Genomic DNA, 17994 nt, shown 5'->3' on the forward strand with positions numbered 1-17994 from the left:
CCGCGGACAAGCGCGAACCGCGGCGGTCGCGATCAGGGGCCGGGCATACTCCTGCCATGAGAACGTCGTCCGCGCGCGAGCGTCTTGGTGCCGCCGTACGTCTGCGCGCGGAGGTCGGCGCGGGTTCGCGGGCCCCGGAGGCGGGCAGGCTGCTGTTCGCGTTGCGCGCCGCGGTCCCGCACGACCACGCGGCGCTCTCCCGTTGGGACCCGATGCGGCGACAGCATGTGACCTCGGCGAGCTTCGGCTATCCGCTGGAGGCGGCCCGGGTGGTGAACGAGCGCATGCAGGACCTGGCCCTGTTCGCCGAGCTGCAGCAGCACCGGATCCCGCTGCGGCTGCACGACATCGAGCCCGGCCGTAGGTGTGGGGCGATCTTCGACGACGTCATCGGGGCGCACGGCTACCGCGACGGGCTCAGCCACTGCCTGTTCTCCCCGGACGGACGGTACGTCGGGATGCTGAACCTGAGCACCTATGCGGAGGGCGGCATGGACGACCAGTCGCTCGCGCTGGTCTCCCTGCTCGCGGAGACGTTGGCCGAGTCCATCGACCCGCTGGCCAGCTCCGGGGGTGGCCGGGTTCGCGTCGAGCCCGGCGAGGAGGCCTTCGTTGTGGACGTCGCGGGTCGGCCGTGGCCGGTCACGGCTGGCGCCTCGCCGCGCCTGCTCGGGGCAGGGCAGACGTGGCAGGAGTTGTGCGCGGCGGGCACGGAGTTCCGGATCCTGATCGTCGACGGCGAGGTGTACCGGGTCCGTCTGGAGTCGGTCCGGGCCGGCACGCTCGTCCGGTATCGCGGCGTCGACGCCCCCGCCGAGTTGACGCTGCGCGAGCTGGAAGTGCTGGTGCTCGTCTCCGGTGGCCGATCGAACGCGCAGATCGCCGCCGCCCTCGGCGTCGGCGCCGCCACGGTGGCAACCCATGTCGAGAACATCCTGCGAAAGACCGGCTCGCCGAATCGGACGGCGGCGGCCGTGTTCGCGACGAGGGTCGGCCTCAGCGCCGTGCCCGCGCGTCAGTAGTCGACGTAGCCGCCCTCAGGGCCGAGCATCCGCTCGATCCGGCTCCGGTTGATCTTCGCGAGCTCGCCGAGCATGGTCTTGAGTTCGGTGTCGGGGGAGTTGCCCAGCCGGTGGGTCAGGTCGTCGAGCAGGTCCGTGGCGCCGCGCCCGGCGGCGCACCACAGATAGACGCGCCCGAACTTCTCCTCGTAGCGGGCGGTCGCCGCCAGCACCGCGGACATGGTGGCCTCGTCCGGCGCCCAGACCGCACACTGCTCCTGGCTCGAGGCCGTGGTCTGGGCCCGGCGGGCGATCCCGGGATGACACTCGAGGGCGCGGTCGATGTCGACCTCGGACAGCTCGAACAGCTCGGAGTCCGCCGCGGTGAGCAGGTCGAGGTGCGAGCCGTACGGCCTGCCCGCCGCGACCTGCCGGGCCCAGGTCGCCGAGCAGCAGCACTCGAACAGCGCGTGCACCGCACCCCGCTCGGACAACGCGTTGAACCTGTCGAGCCCGATCCCCTGATGCATCAACATGGCATCTCCGATCTCGCCCGGCCCCGGAAAGCCGATTCTGCGCCTCAGTCTGACCCCGGAAAAGACCCCGCGGGCGGAGTTTGCGCAGCCTTAACGCGCGCCGCCGGGGATTGTTACTCTTGAGTAATGACCGAGCAGACCTGGAACGCCTTCACCGTCGAGCGCAAGGACCGCGTCGCACAGGTGACCCTCATCGGGCCCGGCAAGGGCAACGCGCAGGGTCCCGACTTCTGGCGCGAGCTGCCGCTGATCTTCGCCGAGCTGGACGCCGACCCCGAGGTGCGCGCGGTGGTCCTCGCCGGATCGGGCAAGCACTTCTCCTTCGGCCTCGACCTCGCGGCGATGGCCCCGATGATGGCGCCTGTCCTCGGCGACAAGGCGCAGGCCGCACCCCGGACCGCCTTCCACGACGACATCAAGAAGATGCAGCGCTCGATCAACGCCGTGGCCGACTGCCGCAAGCCGGTCGTCGCGGCCATCCAGGGCTGGTGCATCGGTGGCGCCGTCGACCTCGTCACCGCGGCCGACATCCGGTACGCGAGCGCGGATGCGAAGTTCAGCATTCGCGAGGTGAAGGTCGCGATCGTCGCGGACATGGGCACCCTCGCCCGGCTGCCCGCGATCATCGGCGACGGCCACATGCGCGAGCTCGCGCTCACCGGCAAGGACATCGACGCGGCGCGGGCCGAGAAGATCGGCCTGGTCAACGACGTGTTCGCCGATGCAGACGCCGTCCTGGCCGCCGCGCACGCGACGGCAGCCGAGATCGCCGCGAACCCGCCGCTGGTGGTGCATGGCATCAAGGACGTGCTCGATCACAGCCGGTCGGCAGGAGTGGACGACAGCCTGCGGTACGTGGCGGCATGGAACGCGGCGTTCCTCGCCTCCGAGGACATCGGTGAGGCCATGGCCGCGGTGTTCCAGAAGCGCACCCCGGACTTCAAGGGTCGCTGACCTTCTTTCGACGGTGGGAACCGGCTTCCGGCCGACCTGATGCCGGTTCCCATCGTCGCCGCTTGCCCAACGGCGTGCCCCCGTCACATACTTGCGGCCGGAAACTAGTTGAGTGACGCAAGCATTGGGGTGCGTGATGCGAGACGAGATCGAGCCATACGCCGACGAGATCGGCAATTACCTGGTTCGGCTGCAGCGGGTGCGGGACCGGACCATCGCCCACGCCAAGTCAACCGACGGGATCGACCCGGCGGCCTACGCCTGCCTGTTCCGCCTGCTCAAGGACGGGCCGATGCGGTCGGGCGCTCTGGCGGAGTCGATGTACACCGACCCGTCGACCGTCAGTCGCCAGGTGGCACAGCTCGTCGAACGCGGGCACGTGCAGCGCCAGGCCGATCCGACCGACGGCAGGGCCAGCGTACTGGCCGTCACCGAGTCCGGGCGGGCCGCCGCGGGCCGGATCCGCGACCTGCGCAACGAGCGGCTCGGCATGATGCTCGGCGATTGGCCCATCGAGGACCTGCAGGATTTCGCGCGCCTGATGGACCGGTTCGTGACGGATTATGAGCGGATGCGCCCGCTGTTCACGCCGGAGCGGAGCCTGCGGAGCGACCCTGTGGCAGAGCGGAGCTTGCGGAGCGACAGCGACAGCGAGCGTGGCGTCCGATGACCAATTCGCCCGAACGCACCGCCCCCGCACCCGTAGCGGGAGAGTTCAGCCACCGCGAGATCCTGGTCATCCTGAGCGGACTGATGCTTGGCATGTTCCTGGCCTCGCTCGACCAGACCATCGTCTCGACGGCGATCCGGACGATCGCCGACGACCTGCAGGGTTACGCGCTGCAGGCGTGGGTGACCACCGCGTACCTGATCACCGCCACGCTCTCCACCCCGCTGTACGGCAAGTTGTCCGACATGTACGGCCGCAAGCCGTTCTTCATGGCCGCGATCGTCATCTTCGTGCTCGGCTCGCTGCTGTGCACCCTCGCCCAGTCGATGTACGCGCTGGCGGCGTTCCGCGCCTTCCAGGGCCTCGGCGCGGGCGGGCTGATGTCGTTGGCACTCGCCATCCTCGGAGACATCGTCGGGCCGCGCGAACGCGCCAAGTATCAGGGCTATTTCCTCGCGGTCTTCGGCACGTCCAGCGTGCTGGGGCCGGTGCTCGGCGGCCTGCTGGCCGGCCAGGAGACCATCCTCGGAATCGACGGCTGGCGTTGGGTTTTCCTGGTCAACGTCCCGATCGGCGTGTTCGCGCTGGCGGTGGTCTCGAAGGTGCTGCACCTGCCGAGGGTCCACCGCCCCGGGGTGCGGATCGACTGGTGGGGCGCGCTCGTCCTCGCGATCGGCATCGTGCCGCTGCTGGTGGTAGCCGAGCAGGGTCGCGAATGGGGCTGGGACAGTAGCCTTTCAATCGCCTGCTACGTCATCGGTGTGCTCGGCGTGCTCGGGTTCATCTTCGTGGAACGGGGGATGCGCGACGCCGCGTTGATCCCGCTGCGGATGTTCCGCAATTCCACCTTCGCGATGGGCGTGGTCATCTCGATCGTCGTCGGTGCGGCGATGTTCGGCGGCATCACGCTGCTGCCGCAGTACCTGCAGGTGGTTCGCGGGTCGAGCCCCACCCTGGCGGGCATGCAGATGCTGCCGATGGTGCTCGGACTCATGGCGGGTTCGATCATCTCGGGTCAGCGGATCTCCAAGACGGGGCACTACCGGGCGTACCCGCTGATCGGCGCCTCGCTGCTCACGCTCGGCATGTTCCTGCTGCACTTCGTGCACGCGGATTCGGCGCTGCCGCTCGTCATGGTCTTCATGGCGATCACCGGCTTCGGTCTCGGCAACCTGATGCAGCCGCTGACGCTGGCGATCCAGAACGCGTTGCCCCCGCAGGACATGGGGGTGTCGACGGCGGCCGCGACCTTCTTCCGGCAGATCGGCGGCACCCTCGGCGTCGCGGTGTTCCTGTCGATCCTGTTCACGCAGCTGACCCCGAACATCAGCAACGAATTGCGTTCGGCCGCCACGGATCCGGCTTTCCAGCAGGCGGTCGTGGACGGCCTGCACAGCTCGAACCCGGCCGATGTGGCGTTGTCGACCGGGCTGGCGAACCAGGATGTGACCTCGGCGGGTCAGGTCCTCGAGGACAGCTCGATCATCCAGCAGCTGAGCCCGGCGCTGGCCCAACCGTTCAAGGTCGGGTTCTCCGAGTCGATGTCGACGGTGTTCCTGTCGGTGACCGGTGTCGCGCTGGTCGCCCTGGTGCTGGTCTTCTTCTGGAAGGAGGTCCCGCTGCGCACGGCAGGGGGACTGGCGGCCTCGGCGGCGGCGAGGAAGGAAACCGGCGAGGGCGCCGAGGAGTGAGAACGGTATGTGCACGAGAGGCCTCGTCCGGTAGCCGGGCGGGGCCCTCGTGCGTCGGCGTGGCTCAGACTCGGCGCATCACCGAGACGACCTTGCCCAGCACCACGGCCTCGTCGCCGTCGATGACCTCATAGGCACGGTTACGCGGTTCGAGGTAGATGTGCCCGTTCCTGCGCCGGTACACCTTGACGGTGGCCTCGCCGTCGATCATCGCGGCAACGATCTGACCCGAATGTGCCTCGTGCTGTTGCCGCACGACCACGATGTCGCCGTCACAGATCGCGGCATCGACCATCGAATCGCCGCGCACGCGCAGGCCGAAGACCGTGCCGGAGCCGACCAGTTCGCGCGGCAGCGTCAGCATGTCGTCGGCATGCTCCTCGGCGAGGATCGGGGTGCCTGCCGCGATGTCACCGACCACGGGCACGGTCACCGAACTCTCGGCGGACTCCCGGGTCGACGATCCCCGGAGGAACAGACGCACGTCGATCGGCCGTGAGACCGAGTCGCCGCGCCGCAGAAAACCGTTCTCCTCCAGGCTCTTCAGATGCTTCGACACCGTAGAGGAGGATCGCAGGCCCACCGCGTCCCCGATCTGCCTGGAGCTGGGTGCGTAACCGTGCGCGACCACGAAATCTCGGATGACAGCCAGGATCCGCTGCTGACGGGGCGGCAGCGTCGAGGTGTCGAGGTAGTCGAGATCGTCGTCATATCCGGTCACCCGGCGAATGGTAGTGGTGGAGGGCGACAACCAGCGGACATGGGTGAGGGGCCGCCACCGGGTCTCGCTCTCGGGGCAAACAAAAAATGTGGGATCCCGCCCGGAGAACGGGCGGAATCCCACACTTTCGGTGATTTGGGCTCAGTGGCCGCCGTTGGCCTTCAGGCGCTCGATCGCCTCGGTGATGACCTTCTCGGCCTCCGCGCGGCCGACCCAGTCGGCGCCGGTGACGTGCTTGTTCGGCTCGAGGTCCTTGTAGTGCACGAAGAAGTGCTTGATCGCGTCCAGCTCGAACTGCGAGACGTCGGCGAGATCCTGGATGTGGTCCCAACGCGGGTCGCCCGCGGGCACGCACAGCACCTTGTCGTCGCCGCCTGCCTCGTCGACCATCTTGAACATGCCGACGGGGCGAGCCTCGACGATCACGCCGGGGAAAACCGACTCGGGCAGCAGCACCATCGCGTCGAGCGGGTCGCCGTCCTCGCCGAGGGTGTTCTCGATGTAGCCGTAGTCGGCGGGGTAGCCGAAGGAGGTGTAGAGGTAGCGGTCCAGCTTGACCCGGCCGGTCTCGTGATCGACCTCGTACTTGTTGCGCTGACCCTTGGGGATCTCGATGGTGACGTCGAACTCCACGCCTCTTCCTCGCTTTGTCTCGGTGGATGGTGCGGGGTCAGGGTAGCCGGTCCGGGATAATGTGGAGGTACATAGACGGACCTGCGGCGCAGCGACGGGCCGGAAAAAACAAACGGAGGGGTGTTGGCAAAGCTCGGATCCAAGGACCGGAAGCTGGGGTCCTTGGCGGCGCGACGGCGCAAGCGGGTCCGGCTCCTCCTGTCCGCGGGGCTGGTCCTCGTCGTCGGCGCGGGCGCGGCCGTGTTCGCGGGCCAGCGATTCAACGGCGAATCGTCCGCCGACGCGGCGACAACGACCATGCCCGAGCCGCCGCCGATCCTGCCCGACCCCAAGGTCGCGCCGGTTCCTGCGGACGCCCCTGTGCCGAATCCCGCCGCCCTCGCCGCCGTCCTCGGTCCGGCGCTGGCCGATCCCGGTCTCGGCAACTTCACCGGCGCCGTGTCCGATGCGGCGACCGGCACCGTGCTCTGGAGCCAGCGTCCCGAAGTTCCGATGACCCCGGCGTCGACGACCAAGATCGCCACCGCGACAGCGGCGTTGCTCGCCCTGCCCCCCGAGCACCGGGTGGCCACCAGGGTGGTGCAGGGAGCCGTGCCCGGCCAGATCGTGTTGATCGGCGGCGGCGACCCCACCCTCACCGCGCAGCCGGCAGGGCAGTCCGGCTTCTACCCGGGCGCGCCCCGCGTGGAGGATCTGGCCGCCCAGATCCGGGGCGCCGGGACCCCCGTGGACAGCATCGTGGTGGACACCAGCGCGTACGCCGGGCCGACCATGGCGCAGGGCTGGTTCCCCGCGGACATCGGTGCCGGTTACATCGCGCCCATCGAATCGCTGATGCTCGACGGCGGGCGGCTCAACCCGCTCGAGGACGAGTCGCCCCGCACCGCCACCGCGTCCCTCGACACCGGCCGCGCGCTTGCCGCCGCGCTCGGCGTCGACCCCGCCAAGGTCACGCCCGGGGTCGCGCCTCCAGGCGCGGCGCCGCTGGCCTCCGTCGAATCCGCCGCACTGCGCGACCGACTCGGTCAGATGATGGGCCACTCGGACAATGTGCTCGCCGAGGCCATCGGCCGGGAGATCGCCATCGCGGTCGGGACGGAACCCTCGTTCGGGGGCGCGGTCACCGCGATCGGCCAGACCCTGAGCTCCGCGGGCATCGACACCAACGGGATGACGCTGCACGACGCCAGCGGGCTCTCCGTGGACAATCGCATCCCGGCGCGGCTGCTGGACCAGGCGCTCACCGATGCCGCGGGCGATGCCGACCCGCGACTGCGGCCGATGCTGGACTACCTGCCGGTGGCCGGGGCCACCGGGACGCTGTCCGAGCGCTACGCCTCGGGCGATCGCCGCGGTGCCGGGTGGGTCCGGGCCAAGACCGGGACCCTGTCCAATGCGAGCGCGCTGGTCGGTTACGTCACCGACGTCGACAACCGGGTGCTGACCTTCGCGCTGATGTCCAATGACCGGCCGCCGGAGGTCAGTCGCCCTGCCCTCGACGCGATCGCGTCGACCCTGCGTTCCTGCGGGTGCCTGTGAGCCGCGAGGCGGCGAACTCACCACGATCCGGCGGATTCGCCGGCGTCGTCGACTGGGACCTGGCTTCCCGAACCGGGGTGCGGCTGACCAAGCCGGGCCCGAGCACCACGAGATTTTCCGCGGAGGCGGCGGTCGCGGAGCTGTCCGCGGCCTCCATCCGCGCCGAGGGTCCCGTCCGGGACGTCACCGGCCTGGCCGACGGGCTGCCCGTCCCCGAGGCGCAGGTGGTGGATCGGCCCGGCTGGATCCGGGCCGCGGCCCGATCGATGGCCAACCTCACAGGGGACGACGCGGTCACCGACCGCGGCCTGCTCGGCGGCGTGCCCGCCGGGTTGCAGGCCGGCGCGATGCTCGCGTTCCTGTCCTCGGCGATCCTCGGCCAGTACGACCCCTTCACCGGGGAGCACGGCACGCTGCTGCTGGTGGCGCCCAACGTGGTCAGCGTCGAGCGGGCGCTGAAGGTGGTGCCGAGCGACTTCCGGATGTGGGTGTGCCTGCACGAGGTCACCCACCGGGTCCAGTTCTCCTCCTCGCCCTGGCTGGCCGGCTACATGCGGGACAACGTCGCGGCGATCGGTGAGGGCGGCGACGAGTCCGTCGCCGAGCTGCTCGGCAGGCTGACCACCGTGCTGCGTCAGCGTCGGGGCGACGACGCCGCTCCCGAGGACCGCGGGGTGCTCGGGTTGCTGCGCGCCACCCAGACCGAGTCCCAGCGGGCGGCTCTCGACCGGTTGCTGATGCTCGGCACCCTGCTCGAGGGGCACGCCGACCACGTGATGGACGCCGTCGGGCCCGAGGTCGTGCCGTCGGTGGTGGCGATCCGGCGGGCGTTCGACCGCCGTCGCGCCCGGCAGGTGAACCCGCTGCAACGGCTGGTCCGCGCGCTGCTCGGGATGGACGCCAAGATGGCCCAGTACGTGCGCGGCAAGGCCTTTGTCGACGCCGTCGTCGGCCGGGTCGGGATGGCCGAGTTCAACGCGATCTGGACCGGACCCGACACCCTGCCGTTGATGGCCGAGATCGACGACCCCGAGAGCTGGATCGCCCGGGTCCTCGCATGAGCCGCCCGCGGCTGCTGCCGGAGGGACCGGCGTTGCTGGAGGTGCGGCACGCCGTCCGGCGCTGGGTCGCCGCGCACGGCGCGGACACGGGTGTCGCGGTGGCCCTGTCGGGCGGGGCCGACTCGCTGGCGCTGACCGCCGCGGCGGTCGCCGAGTCGGGACCCGTGCACGCCCTCGTGGTCGACCACCGGCTGCAGGAGGGTTCGGGCGCGGTGGCCGAGCAGGCCGCGGCCCGCGCCCTCGACCTCGGCTGCGCCTCGGCTCGGGTGCTGACGGTGAGCGTCGACCGCGACGGCGGGCTGGAGGCGGCCGCCCGCCGCGCCCGCTACCAGGCGCTGGGCGACGCCAGGGCAGGCAGGCCGGTGCTGCTCGGGCACACTCTCGACGACCAGGCGGAGACGGTGCTGCTCGGGCTGGCCCGGGGCTCGGGACCGCGTTCGCTCGCCGGGATGCGCGACTTCGACGCGCCATGGGGTCGGCCGTTGCTCACGGTGCGCCGCGGCGTCACGGCCAGGGCCTGCGAGGAGCTCGAGCTCGACCCGTACCGGGATCCGCACAACCTCAGTCCCGAGTTCACCAGGGTGCGGTTGCGCTCGGAGGCGTTGCCGCTGCTCGAGCAGATCCTCGGCGGCGGCGTGGCGCAGGCGCTGGCCCGCACGGCCGACCAGCTGCGGGAGGACGGCGAGGTGCTCGATGCGATCGCGGTCCGGGTGCTCGCCGACGCGGAGTCCGAGGGCGGGCTGGACGTGGCCGGGCTCGTCGACATCCATCCGGCCGTGCGGCGAAGGGCGCTGCGTCTGTGGCTGCTCGGGAACGGCGCGCGGGACCTGACCGATCGGCAGCTGCGGGCCGCCGACGACCTGATCGGGCGGTGGCGCGGGCAGGGCGGCGTCGCGATCGGCGGGGGAAGTCCGGGAGCCAGGTTGGTGCTGTCGCGGCGGCATGGCAGGCTAACGCTCGGGCAGACAGCGATCGGCCCCGACCGGTGAATGAACAGTTCCGTCCATGACCAGGTCAGTCGAAACGAAGGGATTCGCGCCGTGTACGAAGGCGACATCGCATCGGTGTTGATCTCCGAGGACCAGATCCAGGACAAGATCACCGAATTGGCCGGGATCATCGCCGAGCGCTATCCGGTCGGCGCACCAGAGGGCGATCTGCTGCTGGTCGGCGTCCTCAAGGGCGCGGTCTTCTTCATGACCGACCTGGCCAGGGCACTGCCGATCCCGACCCAGATGGAGTTCATGGCCGTGAGCTCCTACGGCTCGTCGACCTCCTCGTCCGGTGTCGTGCGGATCCTCAAGGACCTGGACAAGGACATCGCCGGACGGCACGTGCTGATCGTCGAGGACATCATCGACTCCGGTCTCACGCTGTCCTGGCTGATGCGCAACCTGCGCACCCGCAATCCCGCGTCGCTCGAGGTGGTCACCCTGCTCCGCAAGCCGGACGCCATCAAGGTGGACGTCGAGGTCGCGAACGTCGGCTTCGACATCCCCGACGAGTTCGTCGTCGGCTACGGCCTCGACTACGCCGAGCGGTACCGCGACCTGCCGTACATCGGAACGCTCGAACCCACGGTCTACGGCGGCTGACGGGCCATACTCGTGGCATGTCCACGGATCTGACCGCCGCCGCCATCGCCGCGCGGGTGCGCTCCGGCGCGCTGACGCCCCGCGACGCCGTTCAGTCGGCCCTGGCCCGGATCGCCGAGCGGGACCCGGAGCTGGGCGCGTTCGTCACGGTCCGCGCCGAGCAGGCCCTTGCCGAGGCCGATGCGGTCGGCGCGCGCTCCGACCTCGCCGCGCTGCCGCTGGCGGGTGTCCCGATCGCGGTCAAGGACAACGTCCCGGTGGCGGGACTTCCCCTCGGCAACGGCTCGCGGGCGAGTTCCCGCGAGCCCTCGCCCGCGGATCATCCGGTGGTCGCGCGCCTGCGCGCGGCGGGAGCGGTCGTGGTCGGACTCACCTCGGTGCCGGAGCTGTGCCTGTGGGGGAGCACCGACACCCCGGTCACCGTCACCAGGAACCCGTGGAACCCCGGCCGGACGACCGGCGGTTCCTCCGGCGGTTCGGCGGCCGCGGTCGCGGCAGGCATGGTTCCCGCGGCGCACGGCGCGGACGGGATGGGCTCGATCCGGATCCCCGCCGCCTGCTGCGGGCTGGTCGGCATCAAGCCCGGCCTCGGCGTGGTGCCTGCCGAACTGGGCGTCGACTCCTGGTTCGGGATGGCCGAGAACGGCCCGCTTGCGACCACGGTCGAGGACGCGGCGCTCATGCTGTCGGTGATGGCGGACCGCCGGGAGCTGGCGACCGTCGCCGAGCCAGGGCCGTTGCGGATCGCGGTGGCGACCGGTTCGCCGCTGCCGATGGTCCGGGTCGATCCGTACTGGCGGGCGGGCGCAGAGAGCGCGGCCGCGGTGCTGGGCGGGGCCGGCCACCACCTCACGACGGCTCGGCTGCCCTATCCCGCGAACCCGATGGTGATCCTGGCGCGCTGGATGGGCGGTGCCGCGACCGACGCGGCCGGACTCGATCCGGCGTTGCTGCAGCCACGGACGCGCAGGCACGCCGCCGTCGGGCGCGCGCTGATCCGGTTCGTCGACCCGACGCAGGTGCGAAAGGTGGACGCCGCGTTGCGCCGGGTCTTCGCCGACTCCGACGTGGTGATCACCCCGACGCTGGCCCGGTCCCCGATCGAGGCGCTGCGCTGGAGCGAGAAATCCTGGCTCTCGAACCTCGCGGCCAACATCCGCTATGCCCCGTTCCCGTCGCTGTGGAATCTGGTCGGCTGGCCCGCGGCGAGCGTGCCGGTGGGGATCCATCCGGAGTCGGGTACCCCGCTGGGCGTGCAGATCGCCGCCCCGCCCGGTGGGGAGGCGCTGATCCTGTCGGTGGCTGCGCAGTTGGAACGGTTGCGGCCGTGGGAGCGCACGGCGCCTGTCTGACGGGCGCGGTGTCAGCCGACGCCGAGGGCCGTCAGCAGCACCAGCACGACGGTGACGACAGCGAAGAACCCGTGGCCGGCGACGGCTGCCACCGGGAAATGTTTCTCCGGCGCCCCGTTCGGGGCCGTCCCCGGTGCCGAATCTCCGCCGTTCCCCGCGCCAACCCCGGCAGCGCGGTATACGGGAATCCAGCGGATCAGCATCGTGAAACCGAGGAGGGCAACCGGGACCAGCAGCGCAAAGGCGGTCCACGCGAGGGCGTCCTCGTCGACGACGAGATACACGATCCACACGACCAGTCCGATCACGGCCAGGACGAAATGCCCGAAGATCACGGCCGGAGGGAAATGGCTGTTCCGTGGTTGCCGCACACCGCCTTTGGCGATCCAGGTCGCGAGCAGGTAGAAGCCGCCTGCGGCCGTCAGCAGCCAGGTCACAAGAGCTGCGATACCCATGTCATCTCCTAGGCAGTGGTGGACCGATCGGGTCTACGGTGCCGGTCGGGTCGGGAAGGGTGCTCGAATGCGTCGGCCTGGGTCGCTTCGTCCACAACCCGCACACCATCGCGAAAGACGAGGCGGCCGCCGAGATAGCCCGCGGCGGACAGCCCGGCCAGTGACACCGCCGAGAGGACGAGCTGGCCGATGCCCACCGCGTCCGGGGTTCCGTAGTCGGCGTGGCGCCACACGAGGTTCACCGCGTACGAGATGGTCACCGCGAGATTCAGCGACATGTGCGCCACACCGGTTCGGAATGCCGGGGTCCCCGTCGGGATGGCCATGAAGTCGAGGAACCCGATCGTCGCTGCGGCAAGCGCACCGAGCAGGCCGATCGAGATGAGCCACAGCGACCCCTTGGTCAGAAAACCCGGATCCCCGACGATTCGAGAAGCGACGTCGAACACCAGGCTGCTGACCCACGCGCCGATCGGCAGCGTCACCAGGATCGGGTGGAACGGATGCCCATACGGCCCCGCGAGTACCGCGCTCACCGGGCGCTTTCCGTGATCTGCTTGCTCAGACATGCATTCACCGACCTACTGGATCGCAGGCTCATGTATCAGCCTGTTCCTAGCTCAACCGTCGGTCAAGACGCGGGCCCGTAGGAGTCTCGGTGACGACCTCACCGCCCCGCCGGTCATGCGGACCGGGTGGCCGGTTCGTGCGAGACGACCCGCTCCAGCGCGCGCAGGTCCTTCTCCAGCAGCCGGAACAGCCAGTACACGACGATGAAGGCGGCGATCGCCCCGACACACAGCAGGCGGACGGCCACGATCACGGAGGTGATCTCGTCGGGGGACAGGAAGGTCACCCCGGCCACCCCGATCAGCGGCACCGAGGCGGCCAGCGCCAGGTAGCGGACGCTGCGCCTGCTGAGCCCGCGCAGTTTGCGGGCGTCGTCGCTGCTGGTGATCCCCTGCGGCAGCATCATCGGATAGATGCACCGCACCAGGTAGAAGGTCACCAGGAAGAAGGGATAGGCGACGGCGATCGCCCCGCACACGACAAGCGACCCGATGAAATGGATGATGGCGCCCGCCGGGAGGTGGCCCGCGACGATCTGCAGGGAGATCGGGTAGGTGATGCCGGCCAGCAGCCAAGCGCTGAAGATGATGAGGACGGCCCGGTCGGCCAGCAGCAGGGTGTCGCTGCGCGCCTTGGCCAGGGTCTGCTTGTCGTAGATGCGGCCCTTGCGCAGTCCGCGCGGCATCCGCATCGGATATCGGCTCAGGTACACCACAACGGCGATGCCGATCGGGTACAGGATGCCGTTCATGACGGACTGGACCCCTTCGAACTTCTGCTGGGCCTCGAGCGACAGGTTGCTGACGATCAGCGACTTGTTGTGGTGGTAGTTGTAGACGCCCGCCAGCACGTTCGGCACCAGCATGGCCGCAACGGTGATCGGTATCACGTAGCGCCGCAGCCGCATCCGCCAGCTCCGCGGAGGGGGGTCGACGAGGTCGCGGGCCCTTGGGTCGAGGCACAGTTCGAACTGCTGGGCCAGCTCCGCGCCCGTCGACCACCGCCGGTCCGGGTCCGGCGAGAGGCAGGTCAGCAGCACCCGCTTCAGTGCGGCCGGGCAGTCGGGCGGCAGCGTGGCCTGCGCCTCTGGGCCGACGCCGCGCTCGCGGATGTCCAGCATCCGTTCCAGCGACTTCTCCGACTGGCCGCTCGCCGAGCTGTCGTCGAAGGGACGCGAGCCGGTGAGCAACTCCCACAGCATGACCCCGAGCCCGAAGATGTCGCTGCGGGTGTCGAGGTCGCTCGCCGTGCCGGGCAGGCCGGGATGGCAGGCCTCGAGCTGTTCGGGCGACATGTAGGCCAGGGACCCGCCGAAGTAGGCGACGGGGCTCGTGCCTGCCACGGCGTCGCTGAAGCTGATGTTGAAGTCGGCGAGCTTCGGCACCCCGTCGGCGGTGAGCAGCACATTCGCCGGCTTGATGTCGCGGTGCAGCACACCGTGTTTGCCCGCGTAGTCCAGTGCCTCCGCTAGCCGGCGGCCCAGCCACGCGACGGTCTCCGGCCAGCTGAGGGACGCGATCTCGGGCCGGACGCTGGAGTCGCTGGGGCGGATCTCGCCCTTGGCCTCGAGCGATTCATCGATCACGTCCAGCAGCAACTGCCCGCTGCGGTCCTCTGGCGGTGTCGCCTGCACCCGCCGCAGCACCCCGAGCAGGGTGCCCCCGGGGACGTACTGCATGTAGAGCAGCTTCAGCTTGTGTTCGTCGAGGACCCGCTGGTCGAACACCCGGACGATGTAGTCGTGGTCGAGTTGGGCCAGTGTCTGTGGTTCGGTGCCGTGATCGTGGGACATCTTCACCGCGACCAGGCGCTGCATCGAGAGTTGGCGGGCGAGGAACACCCGGGCGAACGCGCCCCGCCCCAGGCCCATCAGCAGGTCGAAGTCGTCCACCCGCTGGCCGACGTCGATGTCGTCGAGCGCCGTCTCCGCGGCGGGCTTCGCGATCAATGTGGACTTCTCGTCGATGGGACGCTGCGATTGTTCGATCACCTGGGACTCCTCCGGGAAGTCCCGCGAGTAGTCGCTCGCCTCCACGGTGAGCCCGGTCTGGCGCCGCAGACGGAACTCCTCCTGGATCAGCGCGGGCGGCAACGGCTCGGACTTCAGTTCGGGGAACTCCTCGCGGTAGGCGGCCAGACGCTTGGGCTTGTCGAAATCCAGCCAGCGGTACCGCAGGTCGACCGCGATCAGTTCGATCAACGCGTCGCGTCGCTGGTCCGCCCGCTCGGGGAGGTAGTCGGGGAGATTCGGGGGAGTGCCGGTGGCCTCCCACTTGGCCGTGAAACGGGCGACCGGGGACTGCGCCACGACCGTCGAGTCGGGCGATGGTTGCGCCGTGACCGTCGAGTCCGGCGATGATGGCGCCGCGACCGTAGGGTCCGGTGCCGGTCGAATGGTCCGTTTCGTCACGAGAACCTCGGACTGTCTCGTGCGCCTGTGGCGCTCGATTCCGTGAGGGATGCCCCTCGTCAGGATAACGCCGCTCGGGCGGGACCGCCGAGGGTGAATGCTGGACCGGGTTCGCCGGACACCACGCGTTCGAGGGCGTGCAGGTCCTGCTCGAGCTGCCGGAACATCCAGTAGGCCGCGACGAACGCGACGATCGCCCCCAGACAGAGCACCCGGATCGGCACGACGATCGCCCCCAGGTCGGCTGCGGGCAGGAACGTCGCCCCCGCGACCCCGAGTAACGGGACGGAGGCGGCGAGAGCCAGGTAGCGGTTGCTGAGCCGCTCCAGCCCCCGCAGCCGCCGGGTGTCGTCCCCGCTGATGATGCCGGGCGGCAGCATCACCGGGTACAGGCAGCGAACCATGTAGAAGGTGACCAGGAAGAACGGGTATGCCATCACGATGGCGCCGCACACCACCGTCGAGGCGAGGAAGTGGACATACGATCCCCGCGGGACCCCGGTGGCGACCTGCATCGCGAACAGGTTCACCACGGTCGAGACCCACCACGCACCGAAGCAGACGACCACCATGCGGGAGCCGAGCAGCAGGGTGTCCGCGCGTGCCTTGGCAAGGGTCGTCGGATCGAAGGTGCGCCCGTGTGACAGTGCCCGGGTCACCGCGATCGGACGACGCCACATGTAGGCCAGCAGTACCACCATTGCGGGGAAGACGATCGCGGTGATGAGCAGCTGGAACAGTCCGAATTGCTGTACCGCCGCAGGGGACAGCTTGCTGACGATCAGCGTTCGGTTGTGGACGTAGTTGTAGAGACCCGCGAGTAGGTTCGGGAACACGAGCCCGATGAAGATGATCGGTGCCGACCACGGCCGCAGTCGCAGCCGCCAGCTGCCCGGAGGCGGATCGACCAGATCACGGGCCTGCGGATCCAGACACAGCTCGAACTGCTGCGCCAGATCCGCGCCGGATTGCCACCGGTCGCGAGGGTCGGGTGCGAGGCAGGTCAACAGCACCCGGCGCAATGTGGCCGGGCAGTTGGGTGGCAGCGCGGCCACCACGTCGGGGTCGATCCGGCGGCTGCGCAAGTCCAGCATGGTGCTGAGCGAGGTGTCCGACTCGTCGGCGTCGATCGCGTCGCGGAACGGGCGCCTACCGGTCAGCAGTTCCCACAGCAGGACGCCGAGCGCGAAGATGTCGCTGCGGGTGTCGAGGTCGGCGGCGCTCCCGGTCGCGTGTGGATGCCGGGCAGCCAGTTGCTCCGGTGACATGTAGGCCAGCGAGCCGCCGAAGTACGCAGCGGGGCTGACGCCGCCGAGCTGGGCGCTGAAGCTGATGTTGAAGTCGGTGAGCTTGGGGACTCCCTCGGCGGTGAGCAGTATGTTCGCGGGCTTGATGTCGCGGTGGATCACTCCTTGCCTGCTCGCATGGTCGAGCGCAAGGGCGAGGCGCCTGCCCACCCAGGCGACCGTCTCCGGCCACGACAGCGTGGCGAGCTCTGCCCGCACGCTGGAGTCGGTTGGCCGGATCTCACCCCTGGCCGCCAGTTCCTCGTCGATCGCGTCCAGCAGCACCTGGCCGCCGCGTTGCTTTTGCGGGCTCCCTCGGATCCGGCGCAACACGGCGAGCAGGGTGCCGCCGGGGACGTACTGCATGTAGAGCAGTTTCACCCCGAATTGCTCGAGATACCGCTGGTCGAAGACCCGAACGATGTAGTCGTGGTCGAGCTGGGCCATCGTCTGTGGCTCGGTGCCGTGGTCCTGCGAGATCTTCACCGCGACCAGTCGGTGCATGGAACGCTGGCGGGCGAGGAAGACCCGGGCGAATGCCCCGCGGCCGAGCCCCATGAGCAGGTCGAAGTCGTCGATGCGCTGGCCGACGTTGATGTCGTCGATCGATCCGGTCCGTACGGCGCGCTCGTCGTCCATCCGTTCGGGCGACAGGGTCCGAACGTGCCCCCTGCGAGTCGGATCCCCCACGATCGTCCCCTCAGGCATCGACCGGCCGGTCCGATCCATCAGCGGCTTACCGCCTTCTTGTAGCGGTGGATCGCCAGCGGCACGAACACCACGAGTATCCCGACGATCCAGGCGATGGAGGCCACCACCGGGTTCTGCAGGGGCCACACGTCCGGCACGACGAGCGCGGGATTGGTGTTGCCGAACAGTTCACGGACCGCCTGTGTCACAGCCGAGACGGGGTTCCACTCCGCGATGACCCGCAGCACCGTCGGCAGATTCGTGGTGGGGACGAAGGTGTTCGCGATGAACGACAGCGGGAAGATCACCATGAAGCTGGCGTTGCTGTACACCTCCGGCGTCCGGATCCACAGGCCGACCACGGCCATCACCCAGGACAGGGCGTAGGCGAACAGCAGCAGCAACACGTACGCGGCCGCGGCCTCGAGCAGGGAGGTGTGGATCCGCCAGCCGACCGCGAGGCCGGCCAACGACATCACGACCAGGCTCACCACGTTGATCAGCACGTCGCTGGTGGTGCGCCCGACGAGCACCGCGGACTGGGCCATCGGCAGTGACCGGAACCGGTCGATGAAGCCCTTCTGGATGTCCTCGGCGAGCCCGAGCCCGGTCCAGGTGGCGCCGAAGATCACCGACTGGGTGAAGATGCCCGCGATCAGGAACTCCCGGTACGACATCCCCGGCACCTCGATCGAGCTACCGAAGACGTACGCGAACAGCAGCACGAACATGATCGGTGACAGGGTCGTGAAGATCAGCAGGTCCGGAACCCGCCTGATCTTGATGACATTGCGCTTGGCGATCGTCGCCCCGTCGCGGACCGCCATCTC

At 69.5% G+C, this 17994-nt stretch carries 17 protein-coding genes; 9 read left to right on the forward strand and 8 right to left on the reverse strand.

The window, feature by feature from the left end; genetic code table 11:
• Positions 1-56 precede the first annotated feature (56 nt).
• Positions 57-1022: a helix-turn-helix transcriptional regulator gene (locus RM1_RS06540; protein ID WP_072750523.1), complete on the forward strand. Its 966-nt coding sequence runs from the start codon at positions 57-59 to the stop codon at positions 1020-1022.
• Here the strand turns inward: RM1_RS06540 and uraD are convergent.
• Positions 1016-1537 (reverse strand): 2-oxo-4-hydroxy-4-carboxy-5-ureidoimidazoline decarboxylase, encoded by a 522-nt coding sequence (uraD, locus tag RM1_RS06545; RefSeq protein WP_072750524.1) that lies wholly within the window; start codon positions 1535-1537, stop codon positions 1016-1018. The genes RM1_RS06540 and uraD overlap by 7 nt on opposite strands.
• A 126-nt stretch (positions 1538-1663) precedes the next feature.
• Between uraD and RM1_RS06550 the strand changes: the two genes are divergently transcribed.
• The 3 genes from RM1_RS06550 to RM1_RS06560 all read left to right on the forward strand — a co-directional run bounded on the left by RM1_RS06550 (position 1664) and on the right by RM1_RS06560 (position 4852).
• Positions 1664-2491 (forward strand): crotonase/enoyl-CoA hydratase family protein, encoded by an 828-nt coding sequence (locus RM1_RS06550; RefSeq protein ID WP_072750525.1) that lies wholly within the window; start codon positions 1664-1666, stop codon positions 2489-2491.
• Between the two features lie 112 nt (positions 2492-2603).
• Positions 2604-3161, forward strand: a complete 558-nt coding sequence (locus tag RM1_RS06555) for a MarR family winged helix-turn-helix transcriptional regulator (protein WP_245816093.1) — start codon at positions 2604-2606, stop codon at positions 3159-3161.
• Positions 3158-4852 (forward strand): MDR family MFS transporter, encoded by a 1695-nt coding sequence (locus RM1_RS06560; protein WP_072750527.1) that lies wholly within the window; start codon positions 3158-3160, stop codon positions 4850-4852. Before RM1_RS06555 ends, RM1_RS06560 begins: the two co-directional genes overlap by 4 nt.
• 64 nt (positions 4853-4916) lie before the next feature.
• Here the strand turns inward: RM1_RS06560 and lexA are convergent, their stop codons facing one another.
• Both lexA and RM1_RS06570 read right to left on the reverse strand, forming a co-directional pair.
• Positions 4917-5573 carry a transcriptional repressor LexA gene (gene lexA, locus RM1_RS06565; protein WP_072750528.1) on the reverse strand — a complete coding sequence of 219 codons (657 nt, stop codon included), beginning with the start codon at positions 5571-5573 and terminating at the stop codon, positions 4917-4919.
• Between the two features lie 141 nt (positions 5574-5714).
• A complete protein-coding gene (locus tag RM1_RS06570; RefSeq protein WP_027500471.1) occupies positions 5715-6206 on the reverse strand; it encodes an inorganic diphosphatase in 492 nt (163 codons plus the stop codon).
• Between the two features lie 120 nt (positions 6207-6326).
• Between RM1_RS06570 and dacB the strand changes: the two genes are divergently transcribed.
• The 5 genes from dacB to RM1_RS06595 are packed head-to-tail and all read left to right on the forward strand — an operon-like array spanning position 6327 to position 11753.
• Positions 6327-7745 carry a D-alanyl-D-alanine carboxypeptidase/D-alanyl-D-alanine endopeptidase gene (dacB, locus tag RM1_RS06575; protein ID WP_083576560.1) on the forward strand — a complete coding sequence of 473 codons (1419 nt, stop codon included), beginning with the start codon at positions 6327-6329 and terminating at the stop codon, positions 7743-7745.
• Positions 7730-8806, forward strand: a complete 1077-nt coding sequence (locus RM1_RS06580; protein ID WP_072750529.1) for a zinc-dependent metalloprotease — start codon at positions 7730-7732, stop codon at positions 8804-8806. Before dacB ends, RM1_RS06580 begins: the two co-directional genes overlap by 16 nt.
• Entirely contained in the window at positions 8803-9795 is a 993-nt protein-coding gene (tilS, locus tag RM1_RS06585; RefSeq protein WP_083576561.1) for a tRNA lysidine(34) synthetase TilS, read from the forward strand. The genes RM1_RS06580 and tilS overlap by 4 nt, the downstream gene beginning before the upstream one ends.
• A 51-nt stretch (positions 9796-9846) precedes the next feature.
• Positions 9847-10401: a hypoxanthine phosphoribosyltransferase gene (gene hpt, locus RM1_RS06590; RefSeq protein WP_027500475.1), complete on the forward strand. Its 555-nt coding sequence runs from the start codon at positions 9847-9849 to the stop codon at positions 10399-10401.
• A 17-nt stretch (positions 10402-10418) separates the two neighbouring features.
• Positions 10419-11753, forward strand: coding sequence for an amidase (locus RM1_RS06595; RefSeq protein ID WP_072750531.1), 1335 nt, complete (start codon positions 10419-10421; stop codon positions 11751-11753).
• 11 nt (positions 11754-11764) lie between these two features.
• On the opposite strand, the gene RM1_RS06600 is transcribed toward RM1_RS06595, so the two are convergent.
• The 5 genes from RM1_RS06600 to RM1_RS06620 form a co-directional block, all read right to left on the reverse strand.
• Entirely contained in the window at positions 11765-12208 is a 444-nt protein-coding gene (locus RM1_RS06600) for a hypothetical protein (protein ID WP_072750532.1), read from the reverse strand.
• 8 nt (positions 12209-12216) lie between these two features.
• Complete coding sequence (locus RM1_RS06605; RefSeq protein ID WP_072750533.1) at positions 12217-12777, reverse strand: DUF2231 domain-containing protein; 561 nt, start codon at positions 12775-12777, stop codon at positions 12217-12219.
• A gap of 113 nt (positions 12778-12890) precedes the next feature.
• A complete protein-coding gene (locus tag RM1_RS06610; protein ID WP_245816095.1) occupies positions 12891-15086 on the reverse strand; it encodes a serine/threonine-protein kinase in 2196 nt (731 codons plus the stop codon).
• Between the two features lie 161 nt (positions 15087-15247).
• Positions 15248-17113, reverse strand: coding sequence for a serine/threonine-protein kinase (locus RM1_RS06615; protein WP_245816111.1), 1866 nt, complete (start codon positions 17111-17113; stop codon positions 15248-15250).
• An 89-nt stretch (positions 17114-17202) separates the two neighbouring features.
• Positions 17203-17991 (reverse strand): ABC transporter permease, encoded by a 789-nt coding sequence (locus RM1_RS06620; RefSeq protein WP_081830374.1) that lies wholly within the window; start codon positions 17989-17991, stop codon positions 17203-17205.
• Between the last annotated feature and the right edge of the window lie 3 nt (positions 17992-17994).

The sequence above is a fragment of the Rhodococcus maanshanensis NBRC 100610 genome, assembly GCF_001894865.1.
Taxonomy (GTDB): Bacteria; Actinomycetota; Actinomycetes; order Mycobacteriales; family Mycobacteriaceae; genus Rhodococcus_G; species Rhodococcus_G maanshanensis.